Here is a 25,271-nt window from a genome sequence, read left to right as displayed (position 1 = left end):
GAGAACGTGGATGCCCGGGACATCTAGCGCGAAGGCGCGCTTCGCGCTACTGCCCGGGCACGACGACTTTGGTGAACGCCATGCTGCGGGTTTCCCGCGACCTCACGATCGACGACAGCGACATCGAGATCGGCTTCGTCCGCGCCTCCGGCCCGGGCGGGCAGAACGTCAACAAGCTCGCGACAGCAGCCCAGCTCCGCTTCGATACGCGCAGGGTCACGCTGCCGGAGGACGCAGCCCTGCGGCTGAACCGGATTGCCGGCCAGCGCATGACCAAGGAAGGCGTGATCGTGATCCACGCCCAGCGCTTCCGCACCCAGGAGCGCAACCGCGCCGACGCCATCGACCGCCTGCTCGAAATGCTGCGCGAAGCCATGATCCGCCCCACGCCGCGGCGAGCGACCAAGCCGACCTTCGGATCGAAGCAGCGGCGGCTGGAAGGCAAGAAGCGCCGCAGCGACGTCAAGGCGAAGCGCAACACCGCGCGCTTCGACGATTAAGGGCTGCCGCCAATCTTTTGATTGACGCGTTTTCTTGACGCGAACCGGTATCCACTTCGCTTGAAAACGCTCTCCATCAGTCCCGGATCAGATATTCCCGGATCATCAATCGCGCGCGATGAATGCGCGCCTTGACGCTCTCGCGCGTCAGCCCAAGAACGCCCACGATCTCGTCGATCGACAATTCCTCGATATCGCGCAGCAGGATCACCTCGCGGTAGTGATCGGGCAGCGACTGGATGGCGCGGGAAAGGTCGATGCGAATTTCTTCGGGCCTAAGATGCGCCAGACGCATTTCCGCATCGTCGGCCGAAGCGTCCGCCGTTCCCGCCGTCCGGCGCAGCAGGCGAAGACAGGCACGGCGCGCCACCGCAAACAGCCAGGCCGAGAGCGACGTCACCGCGCGCAGCGTGCCGACCCGGCGGTACAGCAGCAAGAGCGTTTCCTGAACCGCGTCATCTATATCGGCCGCGCGGCAATTGCGCGCGGCATAGCGGCGGATGTCGGGCTGGGCTACCGCGATCAGCGAGGCCAGCGCATCGGCGTCGCCGCCGCGCGCGGCCTCGATCAGCGAGGGGTCGCAACGCCCCGCACCGGCCAGCGCGGTCATGGCGAAGGAAGCCTCCGGCCGATCATCGCGCACATCGGGCAAAAGCCGAAAAAGCCGGTTAGAATCGCGACCACGCCGGTGCCCGCGATCAAATAGCCGGCCATCGTACCGGGCATGCCGAGCAGCCCGTACGCGATCATCACAACGCCCCCGATCGTCCGCATCGCCCGCTCCCAGCCCGGCAAATTCTTGCGGTAAAACATAACAGCTCCTTTGATTTCAGCGAGAGAACTTCATCGCGTTCTCGTCAGATAGAGCCGTCCAGTCGGGCTTTCGGTTCGCGGAACTCGGGCCAAGGCACAAAAAAATGCACAAAAAAACTCCGGCCGCTATCGCGGCCGGAGTTCTGTTTGGAGGGCAACCCCGGTGGAGGAGACGGGTGTCCTCCGGGGAGCGTCTATTTGCCGGTCGCTGGAGGGGTAGTCGCCCCGCCGGTCGTCTTGGGCGTGCCGCTGCCGGCTCCGACAGTGCCCTTCGTCCCGCTCTTCGCGCCGGCCCTCTGGTTGGCGGCGCCCGCCGGCGCAGTGGCGTCCTCGTCCATGCTGCCTGACGCGCCGCCCTGCATCTGGGTCGTGCCCTTTGCACCGCCGCGGATCTGCGTGTCGGATGAGGCGCCTTGCGCCAATACAGGGCCGGCAAGCAGGGCCGAGATTGCAACCGCGATCGCCGAGGTTTTCACTAGCTTCATCCAATTCTCCAAGGTTTTGTTGACGAAGAACAGTTCGGTTTCTTCAGGCACCGTTCACAACCCGAACATGCTCATCGCCGGATCAGTCGTTATCCGCGAACGGCGCGCCCGCCATGCAAGCCGCGCGATGTGGTAATCGTGCAGGGATTTCGGGGTAATTTTGCGAATCCTTGGCCACACGCAGACCGCATATACGGCGGCGGGAACCCTGCGTGGATCCGTTCATGAAAGTTCCGCCAAAATCGTCCTGTGACACGCTATCAGCGATGCGGCCGGACCGCGCTCCCTGGTTTGGCGTGACCGTCAAACGCTCTCACGCCATCCGCCGGGCACGGGTTTCGGTTCGCGGGCGGTCAGGCTTTCGCACCTGCGGTCTGAAGATTGAGAGGCCGGCCTGGAGCCCGACCGCTTTGTTCTGTCGTGAAACAGCCCGCTACTACCACCGCCTATTTTCCGCGACCTACAGTCTGCGCACGCCAATGGTGAAGCACATGACGAAGCTGCGCACGACACGGGCAATCGGGCTGGGATTTTGCGCCGCGCTGCTTGTCGTGACGATGGCCGGTGCACAGATGCCACTGCCCGCCGCCAAGCCACCGGATGGGACGACGCTGTTCAAGCAGCAATGCGCGACCTGCCATACCACCAACCTGTCCGACCCGACCCGCCAGGGGCCGTCGCTGTTCAAGATCGTCGGCAAGCCGGCGGGCAAGGCGGACGGCTTTCGCTATTCCGCCGGCTTCGCCAAGGCCGACTTCGTCTGGGACGACGCCAGGCTTGATACCTATCTCGCCGATCCGCAGGCGATGGTCCCGGGCTCCAACATGGCCTACCGCCAGCCCAAGGCGGAGACCCGCGCCGCCATCATCGCCTATCTGAGGGAGCTGAACTGAATGGCAAAACCCGTTCACTCGATGATCCGCGTGTTCGACGAGGCGAAGTCGCTGGACTTCTACGCACGCGCCTTCGGACTCGAGGTCGCCGACCATCTCAAGTTTGCGGATTTCGCGTTGATCTATCTGCGTCATCCGTCCTCGCCGTTCGAGGTCGAACTGACCGTCAATTTCGATCGCAAGGAGCCCTATTCGCTGGGCGACGGCTACGGCCATCTTGCGGTCGTCGTCGATGATGTCGACGCCGAACACGCGAGATTCGCGCGCGAAGATCTTGCGCCCGGGCCACTGCGTGACTTCAAGCATGACGGCAAGACGCTGGCACGCTTCTTCTTCGTCGCCGACCCCGACGGTTACAAGATCGAAGTGATCCAGCGAGGCGGCCGCTTCGGTTAATCGCAATCAACAAACGTTTAATGGAGGACACACCCATGAGAGAAGTCGATCGTCGAAGCAAATATGATCGCCGCATCTTCCTGAAGGGCGCGGCCACGGCGGTGCCGACCGTCGCGATCGCGACCAGCACTGGCCTGACTGTCAGCGACGCCTGGGCCGACGACGCCACCACGCTGACGCCGGCGACGCTCAAGACGCTGGTGAAGGTCGCGCGCGACATCTATCCGCACGACTTCCTGGGCGACAGCTACTACATCGCCGCGATCAAGCCGTGGGACGGCAAGGCGGCGAAAGATCCCGCCACAAAGGCGCTGATCAATGACGGCGTCGCGCGTCTGGATCAGGAAGCCAATGATCGTCACAAGGTGCCTTACGCCCAGGTGGCGTGGGAAAATGATCGCGTCGCGCTGCTGCAGCGCATCGAGCAGACCGTCTTCTTCCAAAAGATCCGCGGCGACCTCGTCGTCTCCCTCTACAACCAGAAAGAGGTTTGGCCGAAGTTCGGCTACGAGGGCTCCTCCGCCGAGCACGGCGGCTACATCCAGCGCGGCTTCGCCGACATCGACTGGCTCCCGAAGGCTTAAGGCCACAGGCAACGAACAGTCAGGGAGGAATTCAACATGGCAAAATTCGATCTGAATGACAGCGGCGTAGTCGTGATCGTCGGCTCCGGCGCGGGCGGCGGAACGCTCGGCAATGAGCTTGCGCAAAAAGGCGTCAAGGTCGTTATCCTTGAAGCCGGATCGCGCATCGAGATGCAGGATTTCGTCAACGATGAATGGGAGAGCTTTGCCCAGCTCGCCTGGTCGGACATGCGCACGACATCCGGAAGCTGGCGTGTCGCCAAGGACTTCGCCAACCTGCCGGCCTGGATCGTCAAGGCGGTCGGCGGTTCGACAACTCACTGGGCCGGCGCGTCGCTGCGCTTCGATGAGCACGAGTTCAAGGTCAAGAGCACCTACGGCAGCATCCCGGGCGCCAATCTGCAGGATTGGCCGATCACGCTCGCCGAAATGGAGCCGTGGTACGCCAAGGCCGAGGACAAGATGGGTGTCACCCGTACCAACGGCATTGCGGGGCTGCCCGGCAACAACAATTTCAAGGTAATGGAAGCAGGTGCAAAGAAGCTCGGCTACAAGACCGTGCACACCGGCAACATGGCGATCAACAGCGCGCCACGCGACGGGCGCGGCGCCTGCCAGCAGATCGGCTTCTGCTTCCAGGGCTGCAAGTCGGGTGCGAAATGGTCGACGCTCTATACCGAGATCCCCAGGGGCGAGGCGACCGGCAATCTCGAGGTACGCCCCAACAGCATGGTGATCAAGATCGAGCACGACGCGTCCGGCAAGGTGACCGGCGTGGTCTATGCCGACCAGAGCGGCGCGATGCAGCGCCAGAAGGCGCGCGTGGTGGCGGTGGCGGGCAACTCGATCGAGAGCCCGCGGCTATTGCTCAACAGCGCCTCGAGCCTGTTCCCGGACGGTCTTGCCAACTCCTCCGGGCAGGTCGGCCGCAATTATATGCGGCACATGACCGGCAGCGTGTACGCGGCGTTCGAGAAGTCGGTGCACATGTATCGCGGCACCACCATGGCCGGCATCATCCGCGACGAAGCGAAGAACGACGCCAAACGCGGCTTCGTCGGCGGCTATGAGATGGAGACGCTGTCGATCGGCGTGCCGTTCATGGCGGCGTTCCTGAACCCCGGTGCGTGGGGACGCTCCTTCACCAGCGCGATGGAGTCCTATCCGCGCATGGCCGGCATGTGGCTGGTCGGCGAGGATATGCCGCAGGAAACCAACCGCATCACGCTGGATCCGAAGGCCAAGGACAAGTTCGGCATGCCAGTGGCGAGCGTGCATTTCGACGATCATCCCAACGACGTCGCGATGCGCAATCATGCCTACAAGCAGGGTGCCGCCGTCTACGAGGCCGTCGGCGCCACCGTGACCTATCCGACGCCGCCCTATCCGAGCACGCATAACCTCGGCACGAACCGGATGAGCGAGAGGCCCAGGGATGGCGTGGTGAACAAATTCGGCCAGGCCCACGACGTCAAGAACCTGTTCATCTCCGACGGCAGCCAGTTCACCAGTGGCGCCGCCTGCAATCCAACACTGACGATCGTCTCGCTGGCGATCCGGCAGGCGGACCACATCGCCGGCGCGATGCAGCGCAAGGAAATCTAGGCTCGCAAAAATGAAGCGGCTCTGTCCGGAATGGGACAGAGCCGCTTTGCTTTGACCAGCGCACGAAACTCTATTCGGCCGCGTCCAGAATGGCAGGGGCGCTGTCACGAAATTCCGGCACGACAGCGCTCTTGGCGCGATAGATCAGGCAGGAGCAGCGCAACAGCGAGGCAAAATTCTTGACCTCGCCATGGTGGTCGAGGACCTCGTCGTGCAGCGTGGTAAGGAACTTTGCCAGGCTCATCCCCTCCTTCGCCGCGATCTCCTCCAGCGTGTCCCAGAACGACATTTCCAGCCGGATCGAGGTGGAATGGCCGCCCATCCGCAGCGATCGGGTCTGCGATTCATAGTCGCGTTGAGGCTGGTGCGCGAACAAATGGCACATGGCGTCCCTCCCGTCAGATTATAATTTTTCTAAACGATATACCGGCGAAAGCGACCTCACAATCCCAAGTCCAACCCCGAGCCGCAGCGACCCGCCGAGAGCGAATCTGAGCATCTTCAAGGCGATAGTCTTATTTCATCCCCAGCCGGGCATGGCTTCGGCTTCTTCCCATGCATTTGCCGCCCCGGGCGCCTACAATAGCGGTTCAGCCTTCGAATCGACGCTCAAGCCCCCGTCCCATGCCCGTCCGCCAACTCCCCGAACAGGTTATCAACCGCATCGCCGCCGGCGAGGTGGTGGAACGTCCCGCGAGCGTGGTGAAGGAACTGGTCGAAAACGCCATCGATGCCGGTGCCAGCCGCGTCGACATTTTCACCGATGGCGGCGGCAGGCGGCGGATCGGTATCACCGATGATGGCAGCGGCATGCCCCATGGCGACCTTGCGCTCGCCGTCGACCGCCATGCCACCTCCAAGCTTGACGACGAGGATTTGCTGCGCATTCGCACGCTGGGCTTTCGTGGCGAGGCCCTGCCCTCGATCGGCGCGGTGGCGAAGCTCGGCATTACCACGCGCCACGCCAGCGAGCCGCACGCCTGGTCGCTGTCAGTCGAAGGCGGCGTGAAATCGGCGATCATGCCGGCGGCGTTGTCGCAAGGCACCCGCGTCGAGGTCAGCGATCTCTTTTATGCGACGCCGGCGCGGCTGAAATTCCTCAAGACCGACCGCACCGAAGCCGAAGCGATCCGCGAAGTGGTGCGGCGCCTCGCAATGGCGCGGCCCGATATCGCCTTCACATTGGCCGGCGAGGAACGCGCGCCGGTGACCTGGGCCGCCGCGCTGCCCGGCGCGGCGGGGCGGCTGACGCGGCTCGGCGATATCCTGGGAAGCGATTTCCGTTCCAGCGCCATCGAAGTGCGGTCCGAGCGCGAAGGCGTCGTGGTCGAGGGCTTTGCCGCCGCTCCCTCGCTGACGCGGGCCAACGCGCTCGGACAATATCTCTTCGTCAACGGCCGCCCGGTGCGCGACAAGCTGATCCTGGGCGCGGTGCGCGCGGCCTATTCCGATTATCTGCCGCGCGACCGTCATCCCGTCGTGGCGCTGTTCGTGACGCTGGAGCCGCAGGAGGTTGACGCCAACGTGCATCCGGCCAAGACCGAGGTGCGGTTTCGCAACGCCGGCCTCGTCCGCGCGCTGATCGTGCACGCGCTGAAAGACGGTCTCGCCCGCGAAGGCCGGCGCACCGCCGCCAATACCGACGGCGCGGCGCTGTCGGCGTTCCGTCCCTCCTTTGCGCCGCGCCCCACCAACTGGGACTGGCGAAGCTCGCCGGCCTATCCGGTGAACCCCGTGCCTTCGTTTGGCGGCACGGCGGCGTCTGTGCTCGCCGAAGCGGGACAGGCCGCCTTCGATGTCGGCGCGCCGACCGCCGACGTGCGCTTCGAGGCACAGCCCGCGGCCGACTTGCTCGACCGGCCGCTGGGCGCAGCGCGCACACAGATCCACGAAACCTATATCGTGTCGCAGACCCGCGATGGACTGATCGTGGTGGACCAGCACGCCGCGCATGAGCGCATTGTCTATGAGAAGCTGAAGGCATCGCTGGCGAAGAACGGCGTGCAGCGGCAGATTCTCTTGATCCCCGAGATTGTCGAACTCGATGAGGCGACGGTCGAGAAGCTGCTGGACCGCGCCGAGGAACTCTGCTCCTTCGGGCTCGCGATCGATTCTTTCGGCCCTGGCGCGGTCGCGGTGCGCGAGACGCCGTCGCTGCTCGGCAAAGCCAATGCGGCGGGCCTGCTGCGCGATCTCGCCGAGCACATGGCCGAATGGGACGAGGCGCTGCCGTTGGAGAGACGTTTAATGCATGTCGCCGCCACCATGGCCTGCCACGGCTCGGTCCGCGCCGGGAGACGCCTCAAGCCGGAAGAGATGAACGCGCTGCTGCGTGAGATGGAAGACACGCCGAATTCCGGCCAGTGCAACCACGGCCGCCCGACCTATGTGGAGTTGAAGTTGAGCGATATCGAGAAGCTGTTCGGGAGAAGGTAAGGACAGCGTTTCCGCACATTCAACCGTCATCGCCCGCCTTGTGCGCAATTGCGCACTGGGGCGGGCGATCCAGTATTCCAGAGACATCAACAATTCAGACGAGAAGCCGCGGCGTACTGGATGCCCCGCCGGAGCCTGTCATCGGGCGGCCGTTCGGCCGACCCGTTGGCGGAGCATGACGGTTCAGGGTTGGACACCGGCACGCAAAAACACGAACTCCGTATCGTCATACGCCCGCCGCTCCAGTTCCTCGAAACCGTCGGGCGCCGCAAACGCCGCAGCCTTCGCCTCCTCCACCACCAGCAACGCGCCCGCCGTCAGCCAGCCGCCATCGCGCAGCGAGGCCAGCGCCTGCTCCGCAAGTCCCTTGCCATAGGGCGGATCGAGGAAGGCCAGCGAGAATGGCTCCATTGGATGCGCCGGACCGAGATTGGTGGCATCGCGCCGATAGACTTTTGTCACGCCGCCAAGGCCGAGCGCCTCGACATTGTTGCGCAACAGCGCGCGGGCCTCGGCGCCATTGTCGACGAACAGCGTGAAGCCGGCGCCGCGCGATACCGCTTCGATGCCGAGCGCGCCGGTTCCCGCAAACAGGTCGAGCACACGCGCGCCTTCGATCGGATCGTCATAGGCGTGGATCAGGATATTGAACACGGACTCGCGCAACCGGTCCGCCGTCGGGCGGATCGCCTGCGAGGATGGCGAGGCCAGGTTGCGGCCCTTCAATCGTCCGCCGACGACACGCATCGCCCAGCTACTCGTCCCGCGGCGTCAAATCGCGCTTGCCGTGATAGCCGCGCTTGGCGCGGCGCGGCGGGCCGTAGCCATTGGCCTCTTCCTCGTTGCGAGCGCGGGCCTCCTCGCTGCCGGTACGCTGCACCAGCACGCGGCGGCCCTTGCGGTCGGCGATCAGCGCGCTTTTTCCAGCCGGCTTGAACTGTTTTTTGCCGCGCGGGGCTTCAGTCTCATCGTCGTCGGATTTTTCGTCAGACTTTTCACCGGGCATCGGCCGGTTGAAATCGGCACCGGCGAGCGTTGCGATCTTCTCGCCAAGCTGCTCGCGCAGCACCCGCGTCTTGACCTCCTCGACCTCGCCCTCGGCGAGTTCGCCGAGCTGGAACGGGCCGTAGGAGACGCGGATCAGCCGGTTCACCTCGAGGCCGAGATGGGCCATGACGTTGCGCACCTCGCGGTTCTTGCCTTCGCGGATCGCAAACACCAGCCAGACATTGGCGCCCTGGTCGCGCTCCAGCGTCGCATCGATCGAGCCGTATTTGACACCGTCGACCTCGACGCCCTTCTTGAGTTCATCGAGCTGCGCCTGCGTAACCTCGCCATGGGCGCGGACGCGATAGCGCCGCAGCCAGCCGGTATCGGGCAGTTCGAGCGCGCGCGCGAGCCCGCCGTCATTGGTCAGCAGCAGCAGCCCCTCAGTGTTGAAGTCGAGCCGGCCGATCGAGATCAGCCGCGGCAATCCTTCCGGCAGATTGTCGAACACCGTCGGCCGCCCCTCGGGGTCGGCATGCGTGGTCATCAGGCCGCGCGGCTTGTGATACATGAACAGCCGCGTGCGCTCGCGCGGCGGCAATATCTTGCCGTCGACCGCGACCACGTCGTTGGCAGTGACGTCGAGCGCCGGCGAATTGATCACGCGGCCGTTGACGGTGACGCGGCCCTGCGTGATCCATTCCTCGGCGTCGCGGCGCGAGGCGAGGCCGGCGCGGGAAACCACCTTGGCGATGCGCTCGCCGGATTTCTTGACGCGCGGCGGCTGCGGCGCGCGCCTGTCGAATTCAGGCTTGCGCTCGCGATAGGCGCCGCGGCCGCCAAAGGCGGGGCGCTTTGCAAAGATCCTGCTGTCGTCCTCATTGTCGCGGCGCGGGCGGTCGCCTTCGCTGCGCGGATGCTCCTGCCAGTCGGTGCGGCCGGCCGGCCTCCCAGGGTCGCTCTCGCGATCCCGGCGGGGACGATCGAATTTCGGGCGATCTTCACGCGAACGCGAAAAGCGCGGACGCTCCTCGCCGCCGCGGTCGTCGCGCGGCCGGTCAAAGCGCGGCTTGTCGAAATTGCGCGCGCCGTCACGGGCGGGACGGGAGTCACGCTCGCCGCGATCCTCACGCTTCTGCCACGGTTTTGCGTCGCCGCGGTCGGCGCCAAAATTCTTGCGCGGGCCGCGATCGCCGCGGTCGCTCTTGCGATCCGCAGCACCGCGCGAGAACTTCTTGTCACCGCCAAATTTTCTCTCGGGCCGGTCGCCACGGGGGCGATCGCCATCGCGCGACGGCCGGGCACTGAAGGGCCGATCGCCACGCGGACGGTCGCCGTCTTTACGAAAACCTTCGCCACGCGGCGTATAGGGCCGCTTCTCGCCGCCGCCTTCTCGCGGGGTATAAGGCTTCTTGTCGCCAAATTTCCGATCGGAGAAACGTCCCGCCGGGCGAGCGTCGTCGCGATCACGGCGCGGAGGCCGGTCGTCGCGATTAAAATTCGGCCGGTCGCCGCGCGGCTTGAACGAACGCCTCTCGCCGCCATCATCGCGCGGGCGAAAATCCTTACGCGGTCCGCGGTCCCCAGAGTCGCTCTTGCGATCCCCGGAGTCGCGATTGCGATCCCCGGAGTCGCGATTGCGATCCCGGGTAAACGGCCGATCGCCGCGCGGGCGCGGCGCGTCGCCGAAATCGCGCCGCGGCGGACGATCGTCGTCGCGGTCGCGCTTGCCGGCGTAGGGCTTGCCCCCACCCGCATAAGGCTTCTTGCCAAACGACCTCGCACTGTCGGACTTTCCGGCATAGGGACGCCGCTCGCCGTCGTCCTTCCCGGCAAACCCGCGCTTGGCGAGCTTCTTTTCAGGCCCCCTCGCCGCCCCGGAGCGGCCTTTACCGCCGGACGGCCGGTCACGCCGGCCGCGAGAATCATTGTTTTTGTCGTTATCGCGGGGCATGAATGGTCTCTCAGGTGCAGGTAAAATGGCTATCAGGCGGATGCGGATAGGCTGTCAAAGCGGCAACGCGCGCGCGCTTCGCTCAAGGCGCATTCTCACGCAAAACCGGCATCCACGTTTGCTGAAGGCGCAGCTAGTAGCAGGTTTCTTCCGATGATACGAGGCATGACTGTCCCTTCTTTCATGGATTTGGCGCTGAAAACCGCCGAAAACGCCGGAAAAGCCGGCGAAGTTCCGATCGGATGCGTGATCGTCAGGGGTTACGAGGTCATCGCCACGGCCGGCAACCGGACGCTGACCGACCGCGATCCGACGGCGCATGCCGAAATCCTGGCGATCCGGCAGGCGGCCGAGGCCATCGGCACCGAGCGGCTGGTCGATTGCGACCTCTACGTCACGCTGGAGCCCTGCACGATGTGCGCCGGCGCGATCTCGTTTGCCCGGATCCGCCGGCTCTATTACGGCGCCGCCGATCCCAAGGGCGGCGCGGTGGATTCCGGCGTGCGGTTTTTTGCCCAGCCGACCTGCCACCACGTGCCGGAGGTTTATTCGGCGGTCGGGGAGACGGAGGCGGCGACGCTGCTCAAGGAGTTTTTCAAGGTGAGGCGGTAAGCGGGTCGCGCCCCAAACTCCGCTGTCATCATCCGCGAAAGCGGATGATCCAGTATTCCAGAGACGGCAGGGATTGACCGAGAAGCCGCGGCGTACTGGATACCCGCCTGCGCGGGTATGACGAGCTTCATGTGCGGCGAGATTTCTCACGCATCCAGGAAAAACTCTCTAAGCAACTTCGCCGTCACGTCCGGATTCTCCTCCGTCAGAAAATGCCCGGAATCCACCGGCGCACCCGATACATTCGTCGCCCATTTCTTCCACGTATCGAGCGGCGTCGTTGCGGCACTCGCAACCCCGGCATCGCCCCACAGCGCCAGCATCGGAACCGTGATCTTCTTGCCGGCATCGAAATCGACCTTGTCGATCTCGTAATCGGCATAGGCGCCCGCGCGGTAGTCTTCGCACATCGCGTGAATACGAGAGGGATCGCGGAACGGCGCCAGGTAATGCTCCAGCGCGCGCGCATCGATGGCGTCGAGCGTCTTGCTTTTGGTCTGGCTCGCCATCTTCTCCTTGAGGAAAAACTCTCCATGACCCGAGATCAGCGTCTCCGGCAGCGGATAAGGCTGCGCCAGAAACGCCCAATGGTAGATCTTCAGCGCCGAGAGCCGGTTCAATTTCTCCCAGTAATCATAGGTCGGCGCGATATCGAGCACGGCGAGCTTCGACAACCGGCCGGGATGATCGAGCGCCAACCGGTACGACACGCGCCCGCCGCGGTCGTGGCCGGCGAGCGCGAAATGCACATGGCCGAGTTGCTCCATCGCCTCCACCATCGCACTTGCCATCGCGCGCTTGGTGTAGGGCGTGTGGTTCTCGTCGCTGCGGGGCATATCCGACCAGCCATAGCCCGGCAGGTCGGCGATGATCAGCGTGAACCTGTCGGCCAGTTGCGGCGCGACCGGGTGCCACATCACATGTGTCGAGGAAAATCCGTGCAGCAGCAACAGCGGCGGACCCTTGCCTCCGACGCGGGCAAAGATGCGGCCCGACGAGGTGTTGATCCATTCGGACGCGTATCCGGGAAACAGATCGGCAAGATCGGGCATGGGTCACACTCTCTCGTCATCCGCAGTCTGTCATCATCCGCCAACGGGTCGCGCGAATGCGCGCCCGATGACAGGCTCCAGCGGATGATCCAGTAAACACCAGCGTCGCGATCAACAACAGCCGCCGCGGCGTACTGGATCCCCCGCCTGCTGTTTAGCCCGGACAGATCACTGACGGGTGTTCGGAGACATAGCTGACACATCAAAATTGGCTGGATTGGTCGATTCGGGAGCCGTCCATGCCGTGGAGCGAGGTGTCAGTAATGGATCAGCGACGCGAGTTCGTGCGACTTGCCTTGCAGGAAGGAGCGAACCGCCGGGAGCTCTGCCGGCGGTTCGGGATCAGTCCTGATGTGGGCTACAAATGGCTGAGGCGATGGCAGGCCGGCGATCGGGAGCTTTCGGATCAGTCCCGTCGTCCGAAGCGGATGCCCAAGCGCAGCGCCGCTGCCGTGGAGGCGCGGGTCGTAACTGTGCGCGACAAGCATCCTGCTTGGGGAGCACGCAAGATCGCCCATTGCCTGAAGCGCAATGGGCAGGCTGTGCCAGTGCCGTCCACCGTGCATCGGATCCTGTGTCGGAACGACCGGATCAAGCCGAGCGAGAATGCGCCGCCCAATCCAGGCCATCGCTTCGAGAAGGAAGCTCCCAATCAGTTGTGGCAGATGGACTTCAAGGGCCACATGCCACTCGCCAACGGGACGCGATGCCATCCGCTGACGGTGATCGACGATCATTCGCGCTATGTCCCGTGCCTGAAGGCGTGTGAGAACGAGCAGCGTCCCACGGTGCAGGAGCATCTGACGGCCACGTTCCGCCGCTATGGCCTGCCGGAGGCCTTCTATATCGATAACGGCTCACCTTGGGGTGATACGTCCGGCGGTCGCTGGACCGGGCTGAAGGTGTGGCTGCTCAAGCTCGGCATCAGGGTGGTGCATGCCAGACCGTGCCACCCGCAGGGCCGCGGCAAGAACGAGCGCTTCCATCGCACCCTCAACGCCGAAGTGTTTGCCATGCGCCCCTTCCGCACCCTGCCGGAGGTCCAGCGCGCCCTCGACGCCTGGCGCATGGTCTACAATCTGGAGCGGCCTCACCAAGGCCTCGATATGAGCGTCCCCGCCGACCGCTTTCGGCCGAGTTCACGTGCGATGCCGGCCCGTATTCCGGAGGTGCAATACGACCTCGGCGAGACGGTTCGGACCGTCTCGCCGACCCGAAGCTACATCTCTTTCAAGGGACAGTTCTGGAAAGTTCCGAAAGCCTTCGTCGGCGAGCGCCTTGCCATCCGCCCGCTCGATCGCGACGGCCACTACGGTATCTTCTTTGCCAGTTGGCAGGTCGCATCGATCGACTTGACCAATGACCAACCTGTCAGTGATGTGTCCGAACAGGTGTCAGCCATGTCTCCGGACTAAACACTGCGCGGGGTATGACGGCTGTGCGTCATTGCTTCAAACTTTGTTTGCCGTTGCCGCTGGCAGACCGCAGGTTTAAGCCATTCCTCAAGCCCGACCAACAGGAACAAAAAGCGAGGAAACAAACCGATGTCGATCGATTTCGAAATCCCGGCTGAGGCCAAGGCAATCCGCGAGAAAGTCCGCCAATGGGTGCACGACGAATGCATCCCCGCGGAGAAGGAACTCGATACCAAGCCGCTCGCCGAAGTACTCGGTCCGCTGCGGGCCAAGGCCCGCGCGCGCGGCCTGTGGTGCCCATGGGTGCCGAAGGAATATGGCGGCATGGGCCTCGGTCCGCTGGCGAACGCGCTGGTGCAGATGGAGCTCGGCGAGAGCATGCTGGGCGCGCTGTCGATGAACACGCAAGGGCCGGACGACGCCTCGATGATGACGATCCTCGCCCACGGCACGGAATATCAGAAGGAGAAGTTCCTCAAGCCCCTGCTCAACGGCGACAAGCGGATCTGCTTCTCGATGACCGAAAAGGCCGCCGGCGCCGACGCCACCGGCATGCAGACCACGGCGGTGAAGGACGGCAACGAGAACTACATCCTCAACGGCGAGAAGTGGTTCTCGTCCTCGGCCAGCGTGGCTGACATGGCGCTTGTGATGGCCAAGACCGATCCGAACGCGCCGCGGCACAAGCAGTACTCGACCTTCCTCGTCGAGCTGCCGAACCCCGGCTACAAGATCAAGCGCAATGTCGCCAACATGGCGATCGAGGGACCGCATGACGATGTGATCCACGGCGGCCACTCCGAAATCGAGATCAGGGACCTGAAAGTGCCGGCCGACAATCTGGTCGGCGGCGAGGGCAACGGTTTTGCCATGGGCCAGCACCGTCTCGCCTATGGCCGCCTGCGCCATGGCATGCACAACGTCGCCAAGGCGCAACGCGCGCTCGACATGGCCGTCGCCCACATCACCAGGCGTTCGACCTTCGGCCAGTTGCTCGCCGACCGGCAAGCCGTCCAGTTCATGCTCGCGGACTGTGCCGAGCAACTCTACATCGGCCGCCTGATGCTGCTGCACATCGCCTACAAGGCGGAAAAGGGCCTCGATATCAGGCAGGAGAACTCGATCGCAAAAATCTTCCATGCGCATATGGTACACAAGGTGATCGACACCGCGATCCAGCTCCACGGCGCGCTCGGCTTCAGCCAGGATACGCCGTTGGCCAAATGGTACACGCAGGTGCGCGCGCAGCGGCTGGTCGACGGCCCGGACGAGGTGCACAAGTGGAAGATCGGCAAGAACGTCATCAAGGCGTTCCGCGAGCACGGCACGACGGCGAGCGCAGTGGGCGGGGATTTGCTGTAGCGGCATCAAAGGTGTCATTGCCGGGCTTGACCCGGCAATCCATCCCTCGAAGAACTCTTGCGAAGAATGATGGATGCCCGGGTCAAGCCCGGGCATGACGAGCGGAAAACGCGGCGCGCGCGAGCGCCTAGCCCTTCGCCCTCTCCGCTTCCACCGCCTGCCAAGCGATGTCGCGGCGGCAGAAACCATCAGACCATTTGATGCGGTCGACGGCCTGATAGGCACGCTGCTGCGCCTCCAGCACCGTCTTCCCCGTCGCGCAGACGTTCAACACGCGCCCGCCATTGGCGAGAATGGCGCCGTCCTTCGCCGCCGTGCCGGCATGGAAGATTTCGACGCCTTCGATTCCGGCGGCGTCATCGAGGCCGTCGATGCGTGTGCCCTTCTGGTAGTCGCCGGGATACCCCTTCGCCGCCATCACCACCGTCAGCGCCGGATCGGGAAACCAGCGCAGGTCGAAATGTTTCAGTTCTCCGTCACAGGACGCCAGAAACGCCGGCACGATGTCGGACATCATCCGCAGCATCAGCACCTGGCATTCGGGATCGCCGAAGCGGACATTGTATTCGAAAAGCTTCGGCCCCTGCTCCGTCAGCATCACACCCGCATAAAGCACGCCGCGAAACGGCGTGCCGCGCGCCTTCATGCCCGCAACCGTCGGCAGGATGATCCGCGCCATGATCTGGTCGTGAATTTCGGCCGTCACGAACGGCGTCGGCGAATAGGCGCCCATGCCGCCGGTGTTCGGTCCCTCGTCGTGATCGAACACGCGCTTGTGGTCCTGCGCGGAGGCGAGCGGGATCGCGGTTTCGCCGTCGCACAGCGCGAAGAAGCTGATCTCGCGGCCTGCCAGAAATTCCTCGATCACGACTTCAGTGCCGGCCGAACCGAACGCGCCGTCGAACATCATGGCGATGGCCGCCTCGGCCTCGGCCAGAGTCTTCGCGACGACGACGCCCTTGCCGGCGGCCAGCCCATCGGCCTTGACCACGATTGGCGCGCCCTGCGCGCGCGCATAAGCCAGCGCATCGTCAGCGGTGGTGAAGCGGCCATACGCACCGGTCGGAATGTTGAATTCGGTGCAGAGCGCCTTGGTGAAACCCTTGGATCCCTCGAGCTGCGCCGCCTGCTTGCCTGGCCCGAACGCCTTGATGCCGGCTTGCGCGAGGTCGTCGACGATCCCGGCGGCGAGCGGCGTCTCCGGGCCGACCACGACCAGATCGACAGCGTTGCGCTGGCAGAAATCGATCACCGCAGGATGATTGGCAATGTCGAGCGCCACGCACTCGGCTTCCCGCGCGATCCCGGCATTGCCCGGCGCGCACCACAGCTTGGTCAGCAGCGGGGAAGCGGCGATCTTCCATGCGAGAGCGTGTTCGCGGCCGCCGGAACCGAGCAGAAGAATGTTCATGACAAGAGCCAGATGCGGGGATGAGATGCGGCTTCGGTCGCACAAAACGCCCCCTCGCCGCAAGGGGACCGACTGGCAGAATAGCCGTTGTGCAGAGGTGTTTCGGCGCTATTTGCCGCCCGCGGCGGCGATGATTTCCTGCAGCATCGCGACATGGCGGGCAAAAGCACCCCGCCCGGCGGCGGTCGCGGTCACCGTGGTCTGTGGCTTCTTGCCGACAAAGGCCTTTTCCACCGCCACGTAGCCGGCGCAGCGATGCGCGCCCGATAACTGCGCAGCAGCGCGATGGTCCAGCCCAGGAAATAGCCGGCACAGCCACCTGACACCGCCTGACCGGTCGTGACCACATCCCAATAGGCTTCCAGTTTCATCGCCGTCACCACCGCGACGGCGTATTGCAGCACGAAGACTGTGAGGTTGCGAACCAAAGGAACCGCGCTACCGGGGCGCAGGATACGGCCGGTTTCGCTATCGACCGTCACGGACCGCGGCCCTGTGTACAGTGCCAACGCCGCAAACACGGCCGCACTGGCCACCCAGACCAACAGCAAGTCGATCGATTTTCCGCCCAGCGCCAGCCGGGAAAGGCCCATCAGGAAAAACACCGCGGGCACGATCAGCATTCGCAGCAGCGGCAGCGACCTTGGCCGCAGGGCCATGCATCCTTGCCATATTAGCAGGGCCAGCAGCGCGAACACCCATGGTGGCGTGTTGATGATGATGGCAGTGACGGTCCGCAAGTCAGGCTCCCTGGTTCCTCGGTTTCATTCAGGTGGGTGTGCCGCGATGATCTCGCGCAGCGTTGCCACGTGGCGGGCGAAGGCGCCGCGCCCGGCGGCGGTGGCGGTCACCGTGGTCTGCGGCTTCTTGCCAACGAAGGCTTTCGTCACGGCGACGTAACTTGCCTTCGCCAGCGTTTCGATGTGGGCGCCGAGATTGCCGTCGGTGGCACCGGTGAGTTTCTTCAGCCGGGTGAAGTCAAGCCCCTGCGCATCCGGCAGCGCGATGAGCGCCGCCATGATCCGCAGCCGCAGTGGCTGGTGGATGATGTCGTCGAGCTCAGCCATCGCTCTTAGCTCCGGCGCATCCAGAAACCGCCGATCACAAGGCCGATGCCGTTGACCAGCGCCATCCACAGATCGAACCAGCCGCCGGAGAAAAAATATCCGATCAGCGTCAACGTCATGACGGTTGATCCAATGGCGACAAGGGCCCAGCCCACCCACAATCCCACCAGGATATACGGCAGCATGAAGTAGGTCGTCCAGAACGCACCGATCTGGCGGCCGGTGAAGTGCCCGACAACGATCCACATGCATCCGAACGCAGTGAATACCAGGAAGGCCGCCAGCTTCCTGGCGTCGAACGTGTTGATACCGTCGCGTTTCCTAGTCAGGGCGCCGACCGCGACCGATCCGCCAATGCCGACGATGAAGGCCGCGATCCATATCAAGCGAGCCGCCGATGGTACACCGAACGACAGCGAATAGCCGATGAAGGTCACGGCGCCCCACAGCATCAGCATCGAACTGGCGCGCTGGTAGAACAGCGACTGCCGCACCCGGCGGCCGATTTCCGTGATGTCGGCAAGCGCGGAACTCGCCTGATGGCTGTCGATCATGATGCGGGCCTCACCGGCTTGCGATATCGTCAGCAATGACGGATGTGGCCGCCGCGGTGCTAACGACATCCATGTGATTGGCGCTCTCCAGTATCTTGACATCGATATTCGCAGCGGTCCCCTTGACCGCATCATCATACTTGTTTGCGAACATCAGTTCTTCATTGGCGCCGGCGATCAGCGTGAGAGATCCTTTGGCACCCTGTAGATCGGCGCGATAGTCACGGTGTGCGCCGAAGTTTGACAGCAGCCGGAAAGAATATTCGGCGGTGAGGATGCGGGTCGTCTTGGCGGGCACCGCGAACGCGATCACCGGCAGTTGCTTGCAGCACTCGATGCCGATGCGACGCAGAACATACAAAGCGACGATTCGCGGCATATCCGGACTTGCCCATCCACCCGCGTTTTCTCTGCTCGACGACGCCTTGTTACCGAGATATGGCGATAGCAGGACAGTGCGCGTGAAAAGCTGCTGCAGCGGAGAACCCGCCACCCGCAGTGCAAATCCACCGCCGGAGGAATGGCCGACCAGCGTCAGCGGTGCCTTCGAACCGGTAGCGCGGATGTGATCGACGAGGTCCGCCAGGTCGTCTTCGAGTTGGCCGATATAGCCGATATCGCCGCGCGTGCCGGACGCACCGTGCCCACGAATATCAGGCACGAAGCTCTCGACGCCGCGGGCCGAGAGCATCTTCGCGAGCGGATGTACCGCGAGACTCGAGCCTGACGAGCCGTGGATCAGCACCGCCGCGCGGCCGATCGGCGCGGGCGGCGCATAATGCCGGTAGGCAATATTCGACCCGTCCCGTGCCTGAAAGTAGAGCAAGGGCGGAATGCCCTCGCGGTCACCGGCGCGCACGGTATCTGAGATGAACGCCAGGGCCGGCGGACGGGATACCGGCACCGCGATCAACCCCGCCAGCACCAGTGTCGCCAAACCGATCGCCGCAAGCGCCCAGACAACGGCCTTAAGGGCACCTGAGACTATGGTGACCGTCATTGCGCAAACCTCTGGTTAGCAGGACTCAATCTCATGGAGAACTCTGTATTACAGAGTATATAGCCGCGCAATGCTTGATTGGCGCTGACGGCTGAAATCCCTACGTTGATGCGCTAAGCCAAAAACCCGAATCAGTTGCCGATGCCTGCTGCCGAAAACCTGATCAACGCGCCCGAATTCACCGTCTCGGAACTGTCCTCCGCCCTGAAACGGACGGTGGAGGACGCCTATGGGCATGTCCGCGTCCGCGGCGAAATCTCCGGCTTCCGCGGGCCGCACTCCTCCGGCCACTGCTATTTCGCGCTGAAGGACGAGAGCGCCAAGATCGAGGCGGTGATCTGGAAATTCGCCCACGCCCGGATGCGGTTCAAGCCGCAGGAAGGGCTCGAGGTCATCGCCACCGGCAAGCTCACGACCTATCCGGGCTCGTCGAAATACCAGATCGTCATCGAGGCGCTGGAGCCCGCCGGCATTGGCGCGCTGATGGCGCTGATGGAGGAGCGCAAGAAGAAGCTCGCCGCAGAGGGGCTGTTCGACGAGGCGCGCAAGCAATTGCTGCCCTGGCTGCCGGAGGTGATCGGCGTCGTCACCTCGCCGACCGGCGCCGTGATCCGGGACATCCTGCATCGGCTGCAGGACCGTTTCCCCCGCTACGTGCTGGTGTGGCCGGTCAAGGTGCAGGGCGAGGGCTCGGCCGAACAGGTGGCCGCGGCCATCCGCGGCTTCAATGCGCTGCCCGAGACGGGAAAGATTCCGCGGCCGGATCTGTTGATCGTCGCGCGCGGCGGCGGCTCGCTGGAGGATCTGTGGTCGTTCAACGAGGAGATCGTGGTCCGCGCTGCCGCCGACAGCATCATCCCGTTGATCTCGGCCGTCGGCCACGAGACCGATATCACGCTGATCGATTTCGCCGCCGACAAGCGCGCCCCGACGCCGACGGCGGCGGCCGAAATGGCGGTCCCGGTGCGCAGCGAGTTGTTCGCCGAGGTCGAGAGTCTCGCCCGGCGCACGATGGTGTGCTGGCAGCGCGGCCAGGAGAGCCGCCGCAACGAATTGCGCGCTGCCGCCCGTGCGCTGCCAAGCTTAAGCGAACTGCTGGCGATCCCCCGGCAGCGGCTGGATCATCTCGGCGCTGCCCTGCCCCGCGGATTGAAGGCCAATACGCACGCCCATCACCGCCGCTTTTCGCATCTGAGCGCCGGCCTGACGCTGAAGGTCTTGCGCGGACAGGTTGCCCAAGCCAATCACCGCCTCACGGTGTCGGGCGAACGCATCCGGCTGTCCGCCCGCGCGCTGCTCCGCAACCGGCGGGACCGCTTTGCCGGGCTCGAGGTCAGGCTGAAGGCCTCAAAGCTCTCCAACGCCCAGGCCCAGCGCAATGCGATCGCGCGTGATCGCGAGCGCGCGCAACGGCTGGCCGAGCGCGCCCGCCGCGCGCTGCTGACCGCTCTGCAGCGTTTCGACGCCCGCGTCGCCCATAGCGGCCAATTGTTGTCGGCGCTGTCCTATCGCGGTGTGCTCGCCCGCGGCTTTGCCCTGGTGCGCGATGCACAGGGGCACGCGGTGCACGCCGCCGCCGCGGTCGGACCGAGTGCGCACCTGTCGATCGAATTCGCCGACGGCCGCGTCGGCGCCACCGCGGATGCAGATCGGCCGCAGGCGACACCTTCGCCCCAGAGCGCGCCAACAACTCCGTCGCGCGAAGCAAAGCCGGCAGCGCCGAAGCGCGTGGCGAAGCCGGTTGATCAGGGCAGCCTGTTTTAGGAATTTCACCCTCTCGCCGTCATGCCCGGGCTTGTCCCGGGCATCCACGTCCTTCTTGAGGGCGACCAATACGTGGATGGCCGGGACAAGCCCGGCCATGACGAACTCAACTCAGCGCGCCAGCCACTCCGCGACGCGCCGCTGCGCGTCCTTGCGCGCGTCCGCATCGGTGCCGATATGCCCGCGTTCAGGCAATGCGGCGTCAGAGCCTGCGATCGCCCGCAGCGGAAGGTTGGCGCGGTCGAAATCGTGGGATGCGCCGGGATAGACCACGATCTGCGCCAGCGCGCTGCGGCCGCGGGCCCCCTCCACCACCTGGCGGCAGGCCGTTGGCGAACTGACGTCGTCCTGCGCGCCGATCAGCAGCAGCGTCGGCACCCGCGTGCTCCAGCCGAGACCGGACGAGATCCGGCAATCCGGATAGAATGCGATAGCCGAGCGAAAATCCGGCTCGATACCGCGCACTGAAGATTGCGGGCGCACCGCCCACAGCACGGCGCTGGCGCCGTTCGCCCATCCAATCAGGCTGATCCGGTCACGCGCGGCCCAAGGCTGCTGTAACAGCCATTTCCGCGACGCATTGACATCGGCCACCCGCTCGCGGCGGGCGAGCACACGACGCTCCTTGACGCGGCATTGCGGGCCGAACTCGCGCGAACCGTAACTGTCCGGCAGCAGCACCGCATGGCCGGTCTTCAACAGCTGCTCCGCCCAGTCGCGGTAGCGCGGCTGCACCGGCTCGGACTGCCCGCCCAATCCGCCGCAGCCATGCAGTGCGATCACGGTGGGAAACGGGCCGTCCCCCTCAGGCTTGTAGAGCTGGGCATGCAGGGTCAGCCCGCTCGCCGGGATATCGACCTGGCGCGGGGCCGGCAACGGCGCGGCACCGGCCGTGCAGGCCGCAGCAAGGAGCGTCAGGAATAGCGTTGCTGACAACAGGCGCATCGGTCTCTGTCGGATCGGTATGACGCTGCGGGCACGGTAAAATTCACGCTATCATGCAGGCGGGCACAAAATCATCACAAGTAGGTCAGTTTCCGGGGCGGACAGTACGACCTATTTATGATAGATCGAATCTGGAAAATGTACTTAAGGCCAGCCCGCGTGGGCCGGCCGATCGGAGAGTTTGACGGTGCTCAATAAATTCGGTCCCTCGGGCCACGGCGAAGCGCAGGTGCAATATCTGGATGGCGATTTCCGCGTGATCTCGCCCGGAACCTATGTGCGCTGCGCCATCACCGACGTGCGGATCCCGCTCGACGAATTGAAGTACTGGAGCGTCGACCTGCAGGAAGCCTATTCGGTCCCGGGCGCCGTGTTGCAGCGGCACTTTCCCGGCGCGCTGAAGACGCAGGGTTAGCCGGCCTGCCGCTCGCGCGCCTTGAACAGACGCGCCGATACGAACTTGCGCAGCAGCGCCGCGTCGTCGAATTCGAGCGTTACCGCGAACGGCACGATCTCTCTCGCCCAATCCGGCAGGCTCTCGCCATGCCGCAAGCGCGCCAGATCCTTTTCCGTCGTCACCAAGATAAGCCCATCGCGTCTGGCCTCGGCGATCAGGCTTTCGATCTCGCCTTGCGAATACGCATGGTGATCGGCGAAGGCGCGCTGCCCGGCCACTTCGATGCCGCTGGCGCGAAGCGTGTTGAAGAATCGCGTGGGGTCGCCGATGCCGGCAAACGCCAGCACGCGCCGGCCCCGAAGCTGCGCGACCTGCGCCTCGTCCGGCTTCAGATACGCTGACAACACCGGCTTGCCCTGCGCCGCGATCGCGGCCGCAACCGACTGGGCAGCATTGCCGTTGCCGACGATGATGAGCGCGTCGGTGCGCGCCAGTTGCGGCCGCAACGGCGCACGCAGGGGGCCGGCGGGAAATACCTGTCCATTGCCTAATCCGCGTTCGCTATCGATCACGATCAACGACGCATCCTTGACGACCGCCGGGCTCTGAAAACCGTCGTCCATCAGGATTACGGTCGCGCCTTGCGCGCGCGCCAGCGGCACACCGTCCGCGCGCCTGCGTGACACCACGACCGGCAGCGCGCCCGCCAGCATCAAGGGCTCGTCGCCGATATCGGACGCCGTATGCCTGGTGCGATCGACCCCGACCGGACCGGCTAGCTTCCCGCCATAGCCGCGGCTGAGCACGACGGGCATCTCGCCGAGCTCGCGCAGCAGCTTCGCCAGCGCCAGCACGGTCGGCGTCTTGCCGGCGCCGCCGACGTGATAATTGCCGACGCAGAGCACCGGAATGCCTGCATTCAATCCCTTGCGTTTCAGGCGCTGTGCGGCGACGGCGCCATACAGTGCGGCGAGCGGTTTCAGGAGATGCGAATTGAGCGAGGCCGGGCCGTGCCAGAAGCCCGGCTCACGCATTGGAGGCTCCCATCTCGATCCGCAACTGCAGCAGATACGGCTCGAGCGCGGAGAGCGTGCGCTCCAGCGCGCCGCCGAGCTGGCCGACCACACGCTCGGATGCGGTCAGCACGGCTTCGCGCGCCTTGGGATCGGCGAGCATCTGCCCGAACTGCTTGACCAGCGCTTCCTGCGTATCGGCCCGCCGCGCGCCGCCGGCGGCATCGAGGGCTTCATAGACATCGGTGAAATTGAAGACGTGGGGGCCGTGAATGACCGACGCGCCGAGCTTGATCGCCTCGATCGGATTCTGCCCGCCATGCTCGACCAGCGAACCACCCATGAACACGATCGGCGCCAGCCGGTAGAACAAGCCCAGTTCGCCCATGGTGTCGGCGACATAGATATCGGTCGTGGCGGTGGGCAAGTCCTCGTGCGAGCGCAGGGTCGGATTGAGGCCGGAAGCTGCGATCATGCGCGCGATGGCCTCGCCGCGATCGGGATGCCGCGGCACGATCACGGTCAGGAGCTTTGGGAAGAATCCGGCGAGCGTCCGGTGCGTTTCCGTCAGGATCTCTTCTTCGCCGGGATGCGTCGAGGCTGCGACCACGACCGGGCGGCCGCGCGTCATCGACATCAGCATATCCAGCTTGTTGGCATCGGCCGGCGGGGCGGGAACGTCGAGCTTGAGGTTTCCCGTGACCACGACGTTGCGGCTGCCCAGCGTGGCAAAGCGATCCGCATCGGTCTGCGACTGCGCCAGGCAGACGTCGAATTTTTCGAGCAGCGCCGAAATGGTGCCTGCGACCCGGCGCCAGCGCGGAAACGAGCGCTGCGACATCCGCCCGTTGATCAGCACCATCGGCAGCCGCCGCGCGGCGCTCGACAGGATCAGGTTCGGCCACAGGTCGGACTCGATGAACATCGCCAGCGAGGGCCGCCAGTGATCGAGAAACCGCGCCACGTAGCGCGGCGAATCATACGGCACGTATTGATGGATGACGTCAGCGGGGAAGCGCTTGGCGACGATCGCGGCCGAGGTCACCGTGCCCGAGGTCAGCAGGATGCGCAGGTTCAAGGCCCGCAGCCGCTCGATCAGCGCCGCCGCCGCCAGCACTTCGCCGACGCTGGCGCCGTGAATCCACACCAGCGGCCCGGTAGGCCGGATATCGGCGCTCAGCCCGCGGCGTTCGCCGACGCGCGCGGGATCTTCCTTGCCGAGTTTCAACCGCCGGCTGATCAACGCCGGCGACAGCGGCACCATCGCGGACGACAGTTTCCGGTAGACGCGCAACGTCATCGGCAATGGATTAGCCAAGAGCGGCCTCCGGGCGCCCGACCGCCGCATAGGCGCGACGGGTCGCTTCGTTCAGATAAGATTCTACCTGAAGACGCAGCTTTTCCATAGTCTCGGCATCGGCATCCGGGGGCACGTAGACATGTTCAATGCCTACCACGGCACCGCGCCCGAATGGCAAATTGATGGTGGTAGAGTCCCAGTTCTTCAACCGGATGAACCTGGAGGTCACCATCGCAAACGGCATGATCGGCCGCCCGGACTCCCGCGCCAGCATGATAATGCCCAGCCCCACGACCCGCGCCCGTTTCGGCACGTCGGCGGTGGTAGCGACGTTCCACTTGTCTTCAAGCGCCTGCACCATCTCCCGGAACGCGCCGACGCCGCCCTTGCGGTGAAAGGCGCCGCCGTGATCGCCGGAGCCGCGGATGGTTCCAATGCCGAGCCGCTCGGCGGCGATGGCGTTGAATTCGCCGTCGCGATGCCGCGAGATCAGGACCTTGGCGCGGTGGCTCTCCTTGGTCTTGATGAACGGCGTCATGAAATGCTGGCCGTGCCAGAACGCGAAGATCGCCGGCATCTCCGGCTCGACGATTTCATAAACCTTGGCCGGGTGGTAGCTGAAGCGGTTGGTCAGCCAGACCAGCCGCAGATATTCGGCCGCAAGCACACCCAGCGCGCGCTGAACCCAGCTGCTGCGCAGCAAATCGCGGAGGAACCGTTTCAACT

General features: G+C 64.7%; 27 protein-coding genes and 1 pseudogene. 11 read left to right on the top strand and 17 right to left on the bottom strand.

The window, feature by feature from the left end; translation table 11 throughout:
• The first annotated feature begins 80 nt into the window (after nt 1-80).
• A complete protein-coding gene (gene arfB, locus V1293_RS30235; RefSeq protein WP_334514684.1) occupies nt 81-500 on the top strand; it encodes an alternative ribosome rescue aminoacyl-tRNA hydrolase ArfB in 420 nt (139 codons plus the stop codon).
• Nucleotides 501-576: 76 nt separating this feature from the next.
• Here the strand turns inward: arfB and V1293_RS30230 are convergent, their stop codons facing one another.
• From V1293_RS30230 to V1293_RS30220, 3 genes are all read right to left on the bottom strand, one after another.
• Entirely contained in the window at nt 577-1,110 is a 534-nt protein-coding gene (locus V1293_RS30230; protein ID WP_334514682.1) for an RNA polymerase sigma factor, read from the bottom strand.
• Nucleotides 1,107-1,313 (bottom strand): YgaP family membrane protein, encoded by a 207-nt coding sequence (locus V1293_RS30225; protein ID WP_334514681.1) that lies wholly within the window; start codon nt 1,311-1,313, stop codon nt 1,107-1,109. Before V1293_RS30225 ends, V1293_RS30230 begins: the two co-directional genes overlap by 4 nt.
• Before the next feature lie 194 nt (nt 1,314-1,507).
• On the bottom strand, nt 1,508-1,798 hold the full coding sequence (locus V1293_RS30220) for a hypothetical protein (protein WP_334514680.1): 291 nt from the start codon (nt 1,796-1,798) through the stop codon (nt 1,508-1,510).
• Nucleotides 1,799-2,370: 572 nt separating this feature from the next.
• Here V1293_RS30220 and V1293_RS30215 point away from each other — a divergent pair.
• The 4 genes from V1293_RS30215 to V1293_RS30200 are packed head-to-tail and all read left to right on the top strand — an operon-like array spanning nt 2,371 to nt 5,276.
• Nucleotides 2,371-2,691 (top strand): c-type cytochrome, encoded by a 321-nt coding sequence (locus V1293_RS30215; RefSeq protein ID WP_442894383.1) that lies wholly within the window; start codon nt 2,371-2,373, stop codon nt 2,689-2,691.
• Entirely contained in the window at nt 2,692-3,087 is a 396-nt protein-coding gene (locus tag V1293_RS30210; RefSeq protein ID WP_334514676.1) for a VOC family protein, read from the top strand.
• A gap of 35 nt (nt 3,088-3,122) precedes the next feature.
• Complete coding sequence (locus tag V1293_RS30205; RefSeq protein ID WP_334514674.1) at nt 3,123-3,671, top strand: gluconate 2-dehydrogenase subunit 3 family protein; 549 nt, start codon at nt 3,123-3,125, stop codon at nt 3,669-3,671.
• A gap of 36 nt (nt 3,672-3,707) precedes the next feature.
• The gene (locus V1293_RS30200) at nt 3,708-5,276 is read left to right on the top strand and encodes a GMC family oxidoreductase (RefSeq protein WP_334514672.1); all 1,569 of its coding nucleotides are present in this window, start codon (nt 3,708-3,710) and stop codon (nt 5,274-5,276) included.
• Nucleotides 5,277-5,346: 70 nt separating this feature from the next.
• On the opposite strand, the gene V1293_RS30195 is transcribed toward V1293_RS30200, so the two are convergent.
• On the bottom strand, nt 5,347-5,661 hold the full coding sequence (locus tag V1293_RS30195; RefSeq protein WP_334514669.1) for a ribbon-helix-helix domain-containing protein: 315 nt from the start codon (nt 5,659-5,661) through the stop codon (nt 5,347-5,349).
• A gap of 239 nt (nt 5,662-5,900) precedes the next feature.
• Here V1293_RS30195 and mutL point away from each other — a divergent pair, with 239 nt between their 5' ends.
• Complete coding sequence (gene mutL / locus V1293_RS30190) at nt 5,901-7,712, top strand: DNA mismatch repair endonuclease MutL (RefSeq protein ID WP_334514667.1); 1,812 nt, start codon at nt 5,901-5,903, stop codon at nt 7,710-7,712.
• A 183-nt stretch (nt 7,713-7,895) separates the two neighbouring features.
• On the opposite strand, the gene rsmD is transcribed toward mutL, so the two are convergent.
• Nucleotides 7,896-8,459: a 16S rRNA (guanine(966)-N(2))-methyltransferase RsmD gene (gene rsmD / locus V1293_RS30185; protein ID WP_334514665.1), complete on the bottom strand. Its 564-nt coding sequence runs from the start codon at nt 8,457-8,459 to the stop codon at nt 7,896-7,898.
• A gap of 7 nt (nt 8,460-8,466) precedes the next feature.
• Complete coding sequence (locus V1293_RS30180) at nt 8,467-10,653, bottom strand: pseudouridine synthase (protein WP_334514663.1); 2,187 nt, start codon at nt 10,651-10,653, stop codon at nt 8,467-8,469.
• A gap of 165 nt (nt 10,654-10,818) precedes the next feature.
• Here V1293_RS30180 and V1293_RS30175 point away from each other — a divergent pair, with 165 nt between their 5' ends.
• Nucleotides 10,819-11,265: a nucleoside deaminase gene (locus V1293_RS30175; protein WP_247517706.1), complete on the top strand. Its 447-nt coding sequence runs from the start codon at nt 10,819-10,821 to the stop codon at nt 11,263-11,265.
• 146 nt (nt 11,266-11,411) lie between these two features.
• On the opposite strand, the gene V1293_RS30170 is transcribed toward V1293_RS30175, so the two are convergent.
• A complete protein-coding gene (locus V1293_RS30170; protein WP_334514661.1) occupies nt 11,412-12,317 on the bottom strand; it encodes an alpha/beta fold hydrolase in 906 nt (301 codons plus the stop codon).
• A 239-nt stretch (nt 12,318-12,556) separates the two neighbouring features.
• Between V1293_RS30170 and V1293_RS30165 the strand changes: the two genes are divergently transcribed.
• Nucleotides 12,557-13,732, top strand: coding sequence for an IS481 family transposase (locus V1293_RS30165; RefSeq protein ID WP_334505689.1), 1,176 nt, complete (start codon nt 12,557-12,559; stop codon nt 13,730-13,732).
• Nucleotides 13,733-13,861: 129 nt separating this feature from the next.
• On the top strand, nt 13,862-15,094 hold the full coding sequence (locus V1293_RS30160; RefSeq protein WP_334514658.1) for an acyl-CoA dehydrogenase family protein: 1,233 nt from the start codon (nt 13,862-13,864) through the stop codon (nt 15,092-15,094).
• Nucleotides 15,095-15,221: 127 nt separating this feature from the next.
• On the opposite strand, the gene purD is transcribed toward V1293_RS30160, so the two are convergent.
• From purD to V1293_RS30130, 6 genes and pseudogenes are all read right to left on the bottom strand, one after another.
• Entirely contained in the window at nt 15,222-16,505 is a 1,284-nt protein-coding gene (gene purD, locus V1293_RS30155; RefSeq protein WP_334514656.1) for a phosphoribosylamine--glycine ligase, read from the bottom strand.
• 108 nt (nt 16,506-16,613) lie between these two features.
• Nucleotides 16,614-16,754, bottom strand: a pseudogene (locus V1293_RS30150) (transcriptional regulator); the annotation flags it as partial.
• Nucleotides 16,697-17,245 carry a DUF6622 family protein gene (locus tag V1293_RS30145; protein ID WP_442894301.1) on the bottom strand — a complete coding sequence of 183 codons (549 nt, stop codon included), beginning with the start codon at nt 17,243-17,245 and terminating at the stop codon, nt 16,697-16,699. The gene V1293_RS30145 and the pseudogene V1293_RS30150, both read right to left, overlap by 58 nt.
• Before the next feature lie 24 nt (nt 17,246-17,269).
• Nucleotides 17,270-17,572 (bottom strand): winged helix-turn-helix domain-containing protein, encoded by a 303-nt coding sequence (locus V1293_RS30140; protein ID WP_334514654.1) that lies wholly within the window; start codon nt 17,570-17,572, stop codon nt 17,270-17,272.
• Nucleotides 17,573-17,577: 5 nt separating this feature from the next.
• Nucleotides 17,578-18,126 (bottom strand): hypothetical protein, encoded by a 549-nt coding sequence (locus V1293_RS30135; RefSeq protein ID WP_334514652.1) that lies wholly within the window; start codon nt 18,124-18,126, stop codon nt 17,578-17,580.
• A 10-nt stretch (nt 18,127-18,136) separates the two neighbouring features.
• Nucleotides 18,137-19,030, bottom strand: a complete 894-nt coding sequence (locus tag V1293_RS30130; protein ID WP_334516975.1) for an alpha/beta hydrolase — start codon at nt 19,028-19,030, stop codon at nt 18,137-18,139.
• Nucleotides 19,031-19,267: 237 nt separating this feature from the next.
• Here V1293_RS30130 and xseA point away from each other — a divergent pair, with 237 nt between their 5' ends.
• A complete protein-coding gene (xseA, locus tag V1293_RS30125; RefSeq protein WP_334514650.1) occupies nt 19,268-20,890 on the top strand; it encodes an exodeoxyribonuclease VII large subunit in 1,623 nt (540 codons plus the stop codon).
• A 111-nt stretch (nt 20,891-21,001) separates the two neighbouring features.
• Here xseA and V1293_RS30120 read toward each other — a convergent pair whose 3' ends face one another.
• A complete protein-coding gene (locus V1293_RS30120) occupies nt 21,002-21,835 on the bottom strand; it encodes a dienelactone hydrolase family protein (protein ID WP_334514648.1) in 834 nt (277 codons plus the stop codon).
• 187 nt (nt 21,836-22,022) lie between these two features.
• Between V1293_RS30120 and V1293_RS30115 the strand changes: the two genes are divergently transcribed.
• Nucleotides 22,023-22,250, top strand: coding sequence for a DUF2093 domain-containing protein (locus tag V1293_RS30115; protein WP_028351490.1), 228 nt, complete (start codon nt 22,023-22,025; stop codon nt 22,248-22,250).
• Here V1293_RS30115 and lpxK read toward each other — a convergent pair.
• The 3 genes from lpxK to V1293_RS30100 are packed head-to-tail and all read right to left on the bottom strand — an operon-like array spanning nt 22,247 to nt 25,269.
• The gene (lpxK, locus tag V1293_RS30110) at nt 22,247-23,266 is read right to left on the bottom strand and encodes a tetraacyldisaccharide 4'-kinase (protein WP_334514645.1); all 1,020 of its coding nucleotides are present in this window, start codon (nt 23,264-23,266) and stop codon (nt 22,247-22,249) included. The genes V1293_RS30115 and lpxK overlap by 4 nt on opposite strands.
• Nucleotides 23,259-24,593 carry a 3-deoxy-D-manno-octulosonic acid transferase gene (locus V1293_RS30105; RefSeq protein WP_334514643.1) on the bottom strand — a complete coding sequence of 445 codons (1,335 nt, stop codon included), beginning with the start codon at nt 24,591-24,593 and terminating at the stop codon, nt 23,259-23,261. Before V1293_RS30105 ends, lpxK begins: the two co-directional genes overlap by 8 nt.
• The gene (locus tag V1293_RS30100; RefSeq protein WP_334514641.1) at nt 24,556-25,269 is read right to left on the bottom strand and encodes a lysophospholipid acyltransferase family protein; all 714 of its coding nucleotides are present in this window, start codon (nt 25,267-25,269) and stop codon (nt 24,556-24,558) included. Before V1293_RS30100 ends, V1293_RS30105 begins: the two co-directional genes overlap by 38 nt.
• Between the last annotated feature and the right edge of the window lie 2 nt (nt 25,270-25,271).

Origin of the sequence: Bradyrhizobium sp. AZCC 1693 (assembly GCF_036924745.1) — a bacterium.
GTDB lineage: Bacteria > Pseudomonadota > Alphaproteobacteria > Rhizobiales > Xanthobacteraceae > Bradyrhizobium.
The sequence above is the reverse complement of the archived record's forward strand: the minus strand, read 5'-3'. Positions and strand labels throughout refer to the sequence as shown.

Coding starts and splice junctions, on each gene's coding strand:
- arfB (WP_334514684.1), top strand. CDS start 81: ATGCTGCGGGTTTCCCGCGACCTCACGATCGACGACAGCGACATCGAG.
- V1293_RS30230 (WP_334514682.1), bottom strand. CDS start 1,110: ATGACCGCGCTGGCCGGTGCGGGGCGTTGCGACCCCTCGCTGATCGAG.
- V1293_RS30225 (WP_334514681.1), bottom strand. CDS start 1,313: ATGTTTTACCGCAAGAATTTGCCGGGCTGGGAGCGGGCGATGCGGACG.
- V1293_RS30220 (WP_334514680.1), bottom strand. CDS start 1,798: ATGAAGCTAGTGAAAACCTCGGCGATCGCGGTTGCAATCTCGGCCCTG.
- V1293_RS30215 (WP_442894383.1), top strand. CDS start 2,371: ATGCCACTGCCCGCCGCCAAGCCACCGGATGGGACGACGCTGTTCAAG.
- V1293_RS30210 (WP_334514676.1), top strand. CDS start 2,692: ATGGCAAAACCCGTTCACTCGATGATCCGCGTGTTCGACGAGGCGAAG.
- V1293_RS30205 (WP_334514674.1), top strand. CDS start 3,123: ATGAGAGAAGTCGATCGTCGAAGCAAATATGATCGCCGCATCTTCCTG.
- V1293_RS30200 (WP_334514672.1), top strand. CDS start 3,708: ATGGCAAAATTCGATCTGAATGACAGCGGCGTAGTCGTGATCGTCGGC.
- V1293_RS30195 (WP_334514669.1), bottom strand. CDS start 5,661: ATGTGCCATTTGTTCGCGCACCAGCCTCAACGCGACTATGAATCGCAG.
- mutL (WP_334514667.1), top strand. CDS start 5,901: ATGCCCGTCCGCCAACTCCCCGAACAGGTTATCAACCGCATCGCCGCC.
- rsmD (WP_334514665.1), bottom strand. CDS start 8,459: ATGCGTGTCGTCGGCGGACGATTGAAGGGCCGCAACCTGGCCTCGCCA.
- V1293_RS30180 (WP_334514663.1), bottom strand. CDS start 10,653: ATGCCCCGCGATAACGACAAAAACAATGATTCTCGCGGCCGGCGTGAC.
- V1293_RS30175 (WP_247517706.1), top strand. CDS start 10,819: ATGACTGTCCCTTCTTTCATGGATTTGGCGCTGAAAACCGCCGAAAAC.
- V1293_RS30170 (WP_334514661.1), bottom strand. CDS start 12,317: ATGCCCGATCTTGCCGATCTGTTTCCCGGATACGCGTCCGAATGGATC.
- V1293_RS30165 (WP_334505689.1), top strand. CDS start 12,557: ATGCCGTGGAGCGAGGTGTCAGTAATGGATCAGCGACGCGAGTTCGTG.
- V1293_RS30160 (WP_334514658.1), top strand. CDS start 13,862: ATGTCGATCGATTTCGAAATCCCGGCTGAGGCCAAGGCAATCCGCGAG.
- purD (WP_334514656.1), bottom strand. CDS start 16,505: ATGAACATTCTTCTGCTCGGTTCCGGCGGCCGCGAACACGCTCTCGCA.
- V1293_RS30140 (WP_334514654.1), bottom strand. CDS start 17,572: ATGGCTGAGCTCGACGACATCATCCACCAGCCACTGCGGCTGCGGATC.
- V1293_RS30135 (WP_334514652.1), bottom strand. CDS start 18,126: ATGATCGACAGCCATCAGGCGAGTTCCGCGCTTGCCGACATCACGGAA.
- xseA (WP_334514650.1), top strand. CDS start 19,268: ATGCCTGCTGCCGAAAACCTGATCAACGCGCCCGAATTCACCGTCTCG.
- V1293_RS30120 (WP_334514648.1), bottom strand. CDS start 21,835: ATGCGCCTGTTGTCAGCAACGCTATTCCTGACGCTCCTTGCTGCGGCC.
- lpxK (WP_334514645.1), bottom strand. CDS start 23,266: ATGCGTGAGCCGGGCTTCTGGCACGGCCCGGCCTCGCTCAATTCGCAT.
- V1293_RS30105 (WP_334514643.1), bottom strand. CDS start 24,593: ATGCGGCGGTCGGGCGCCCGGAGGCCGCTCTTGGCTAATCCATTGCCG.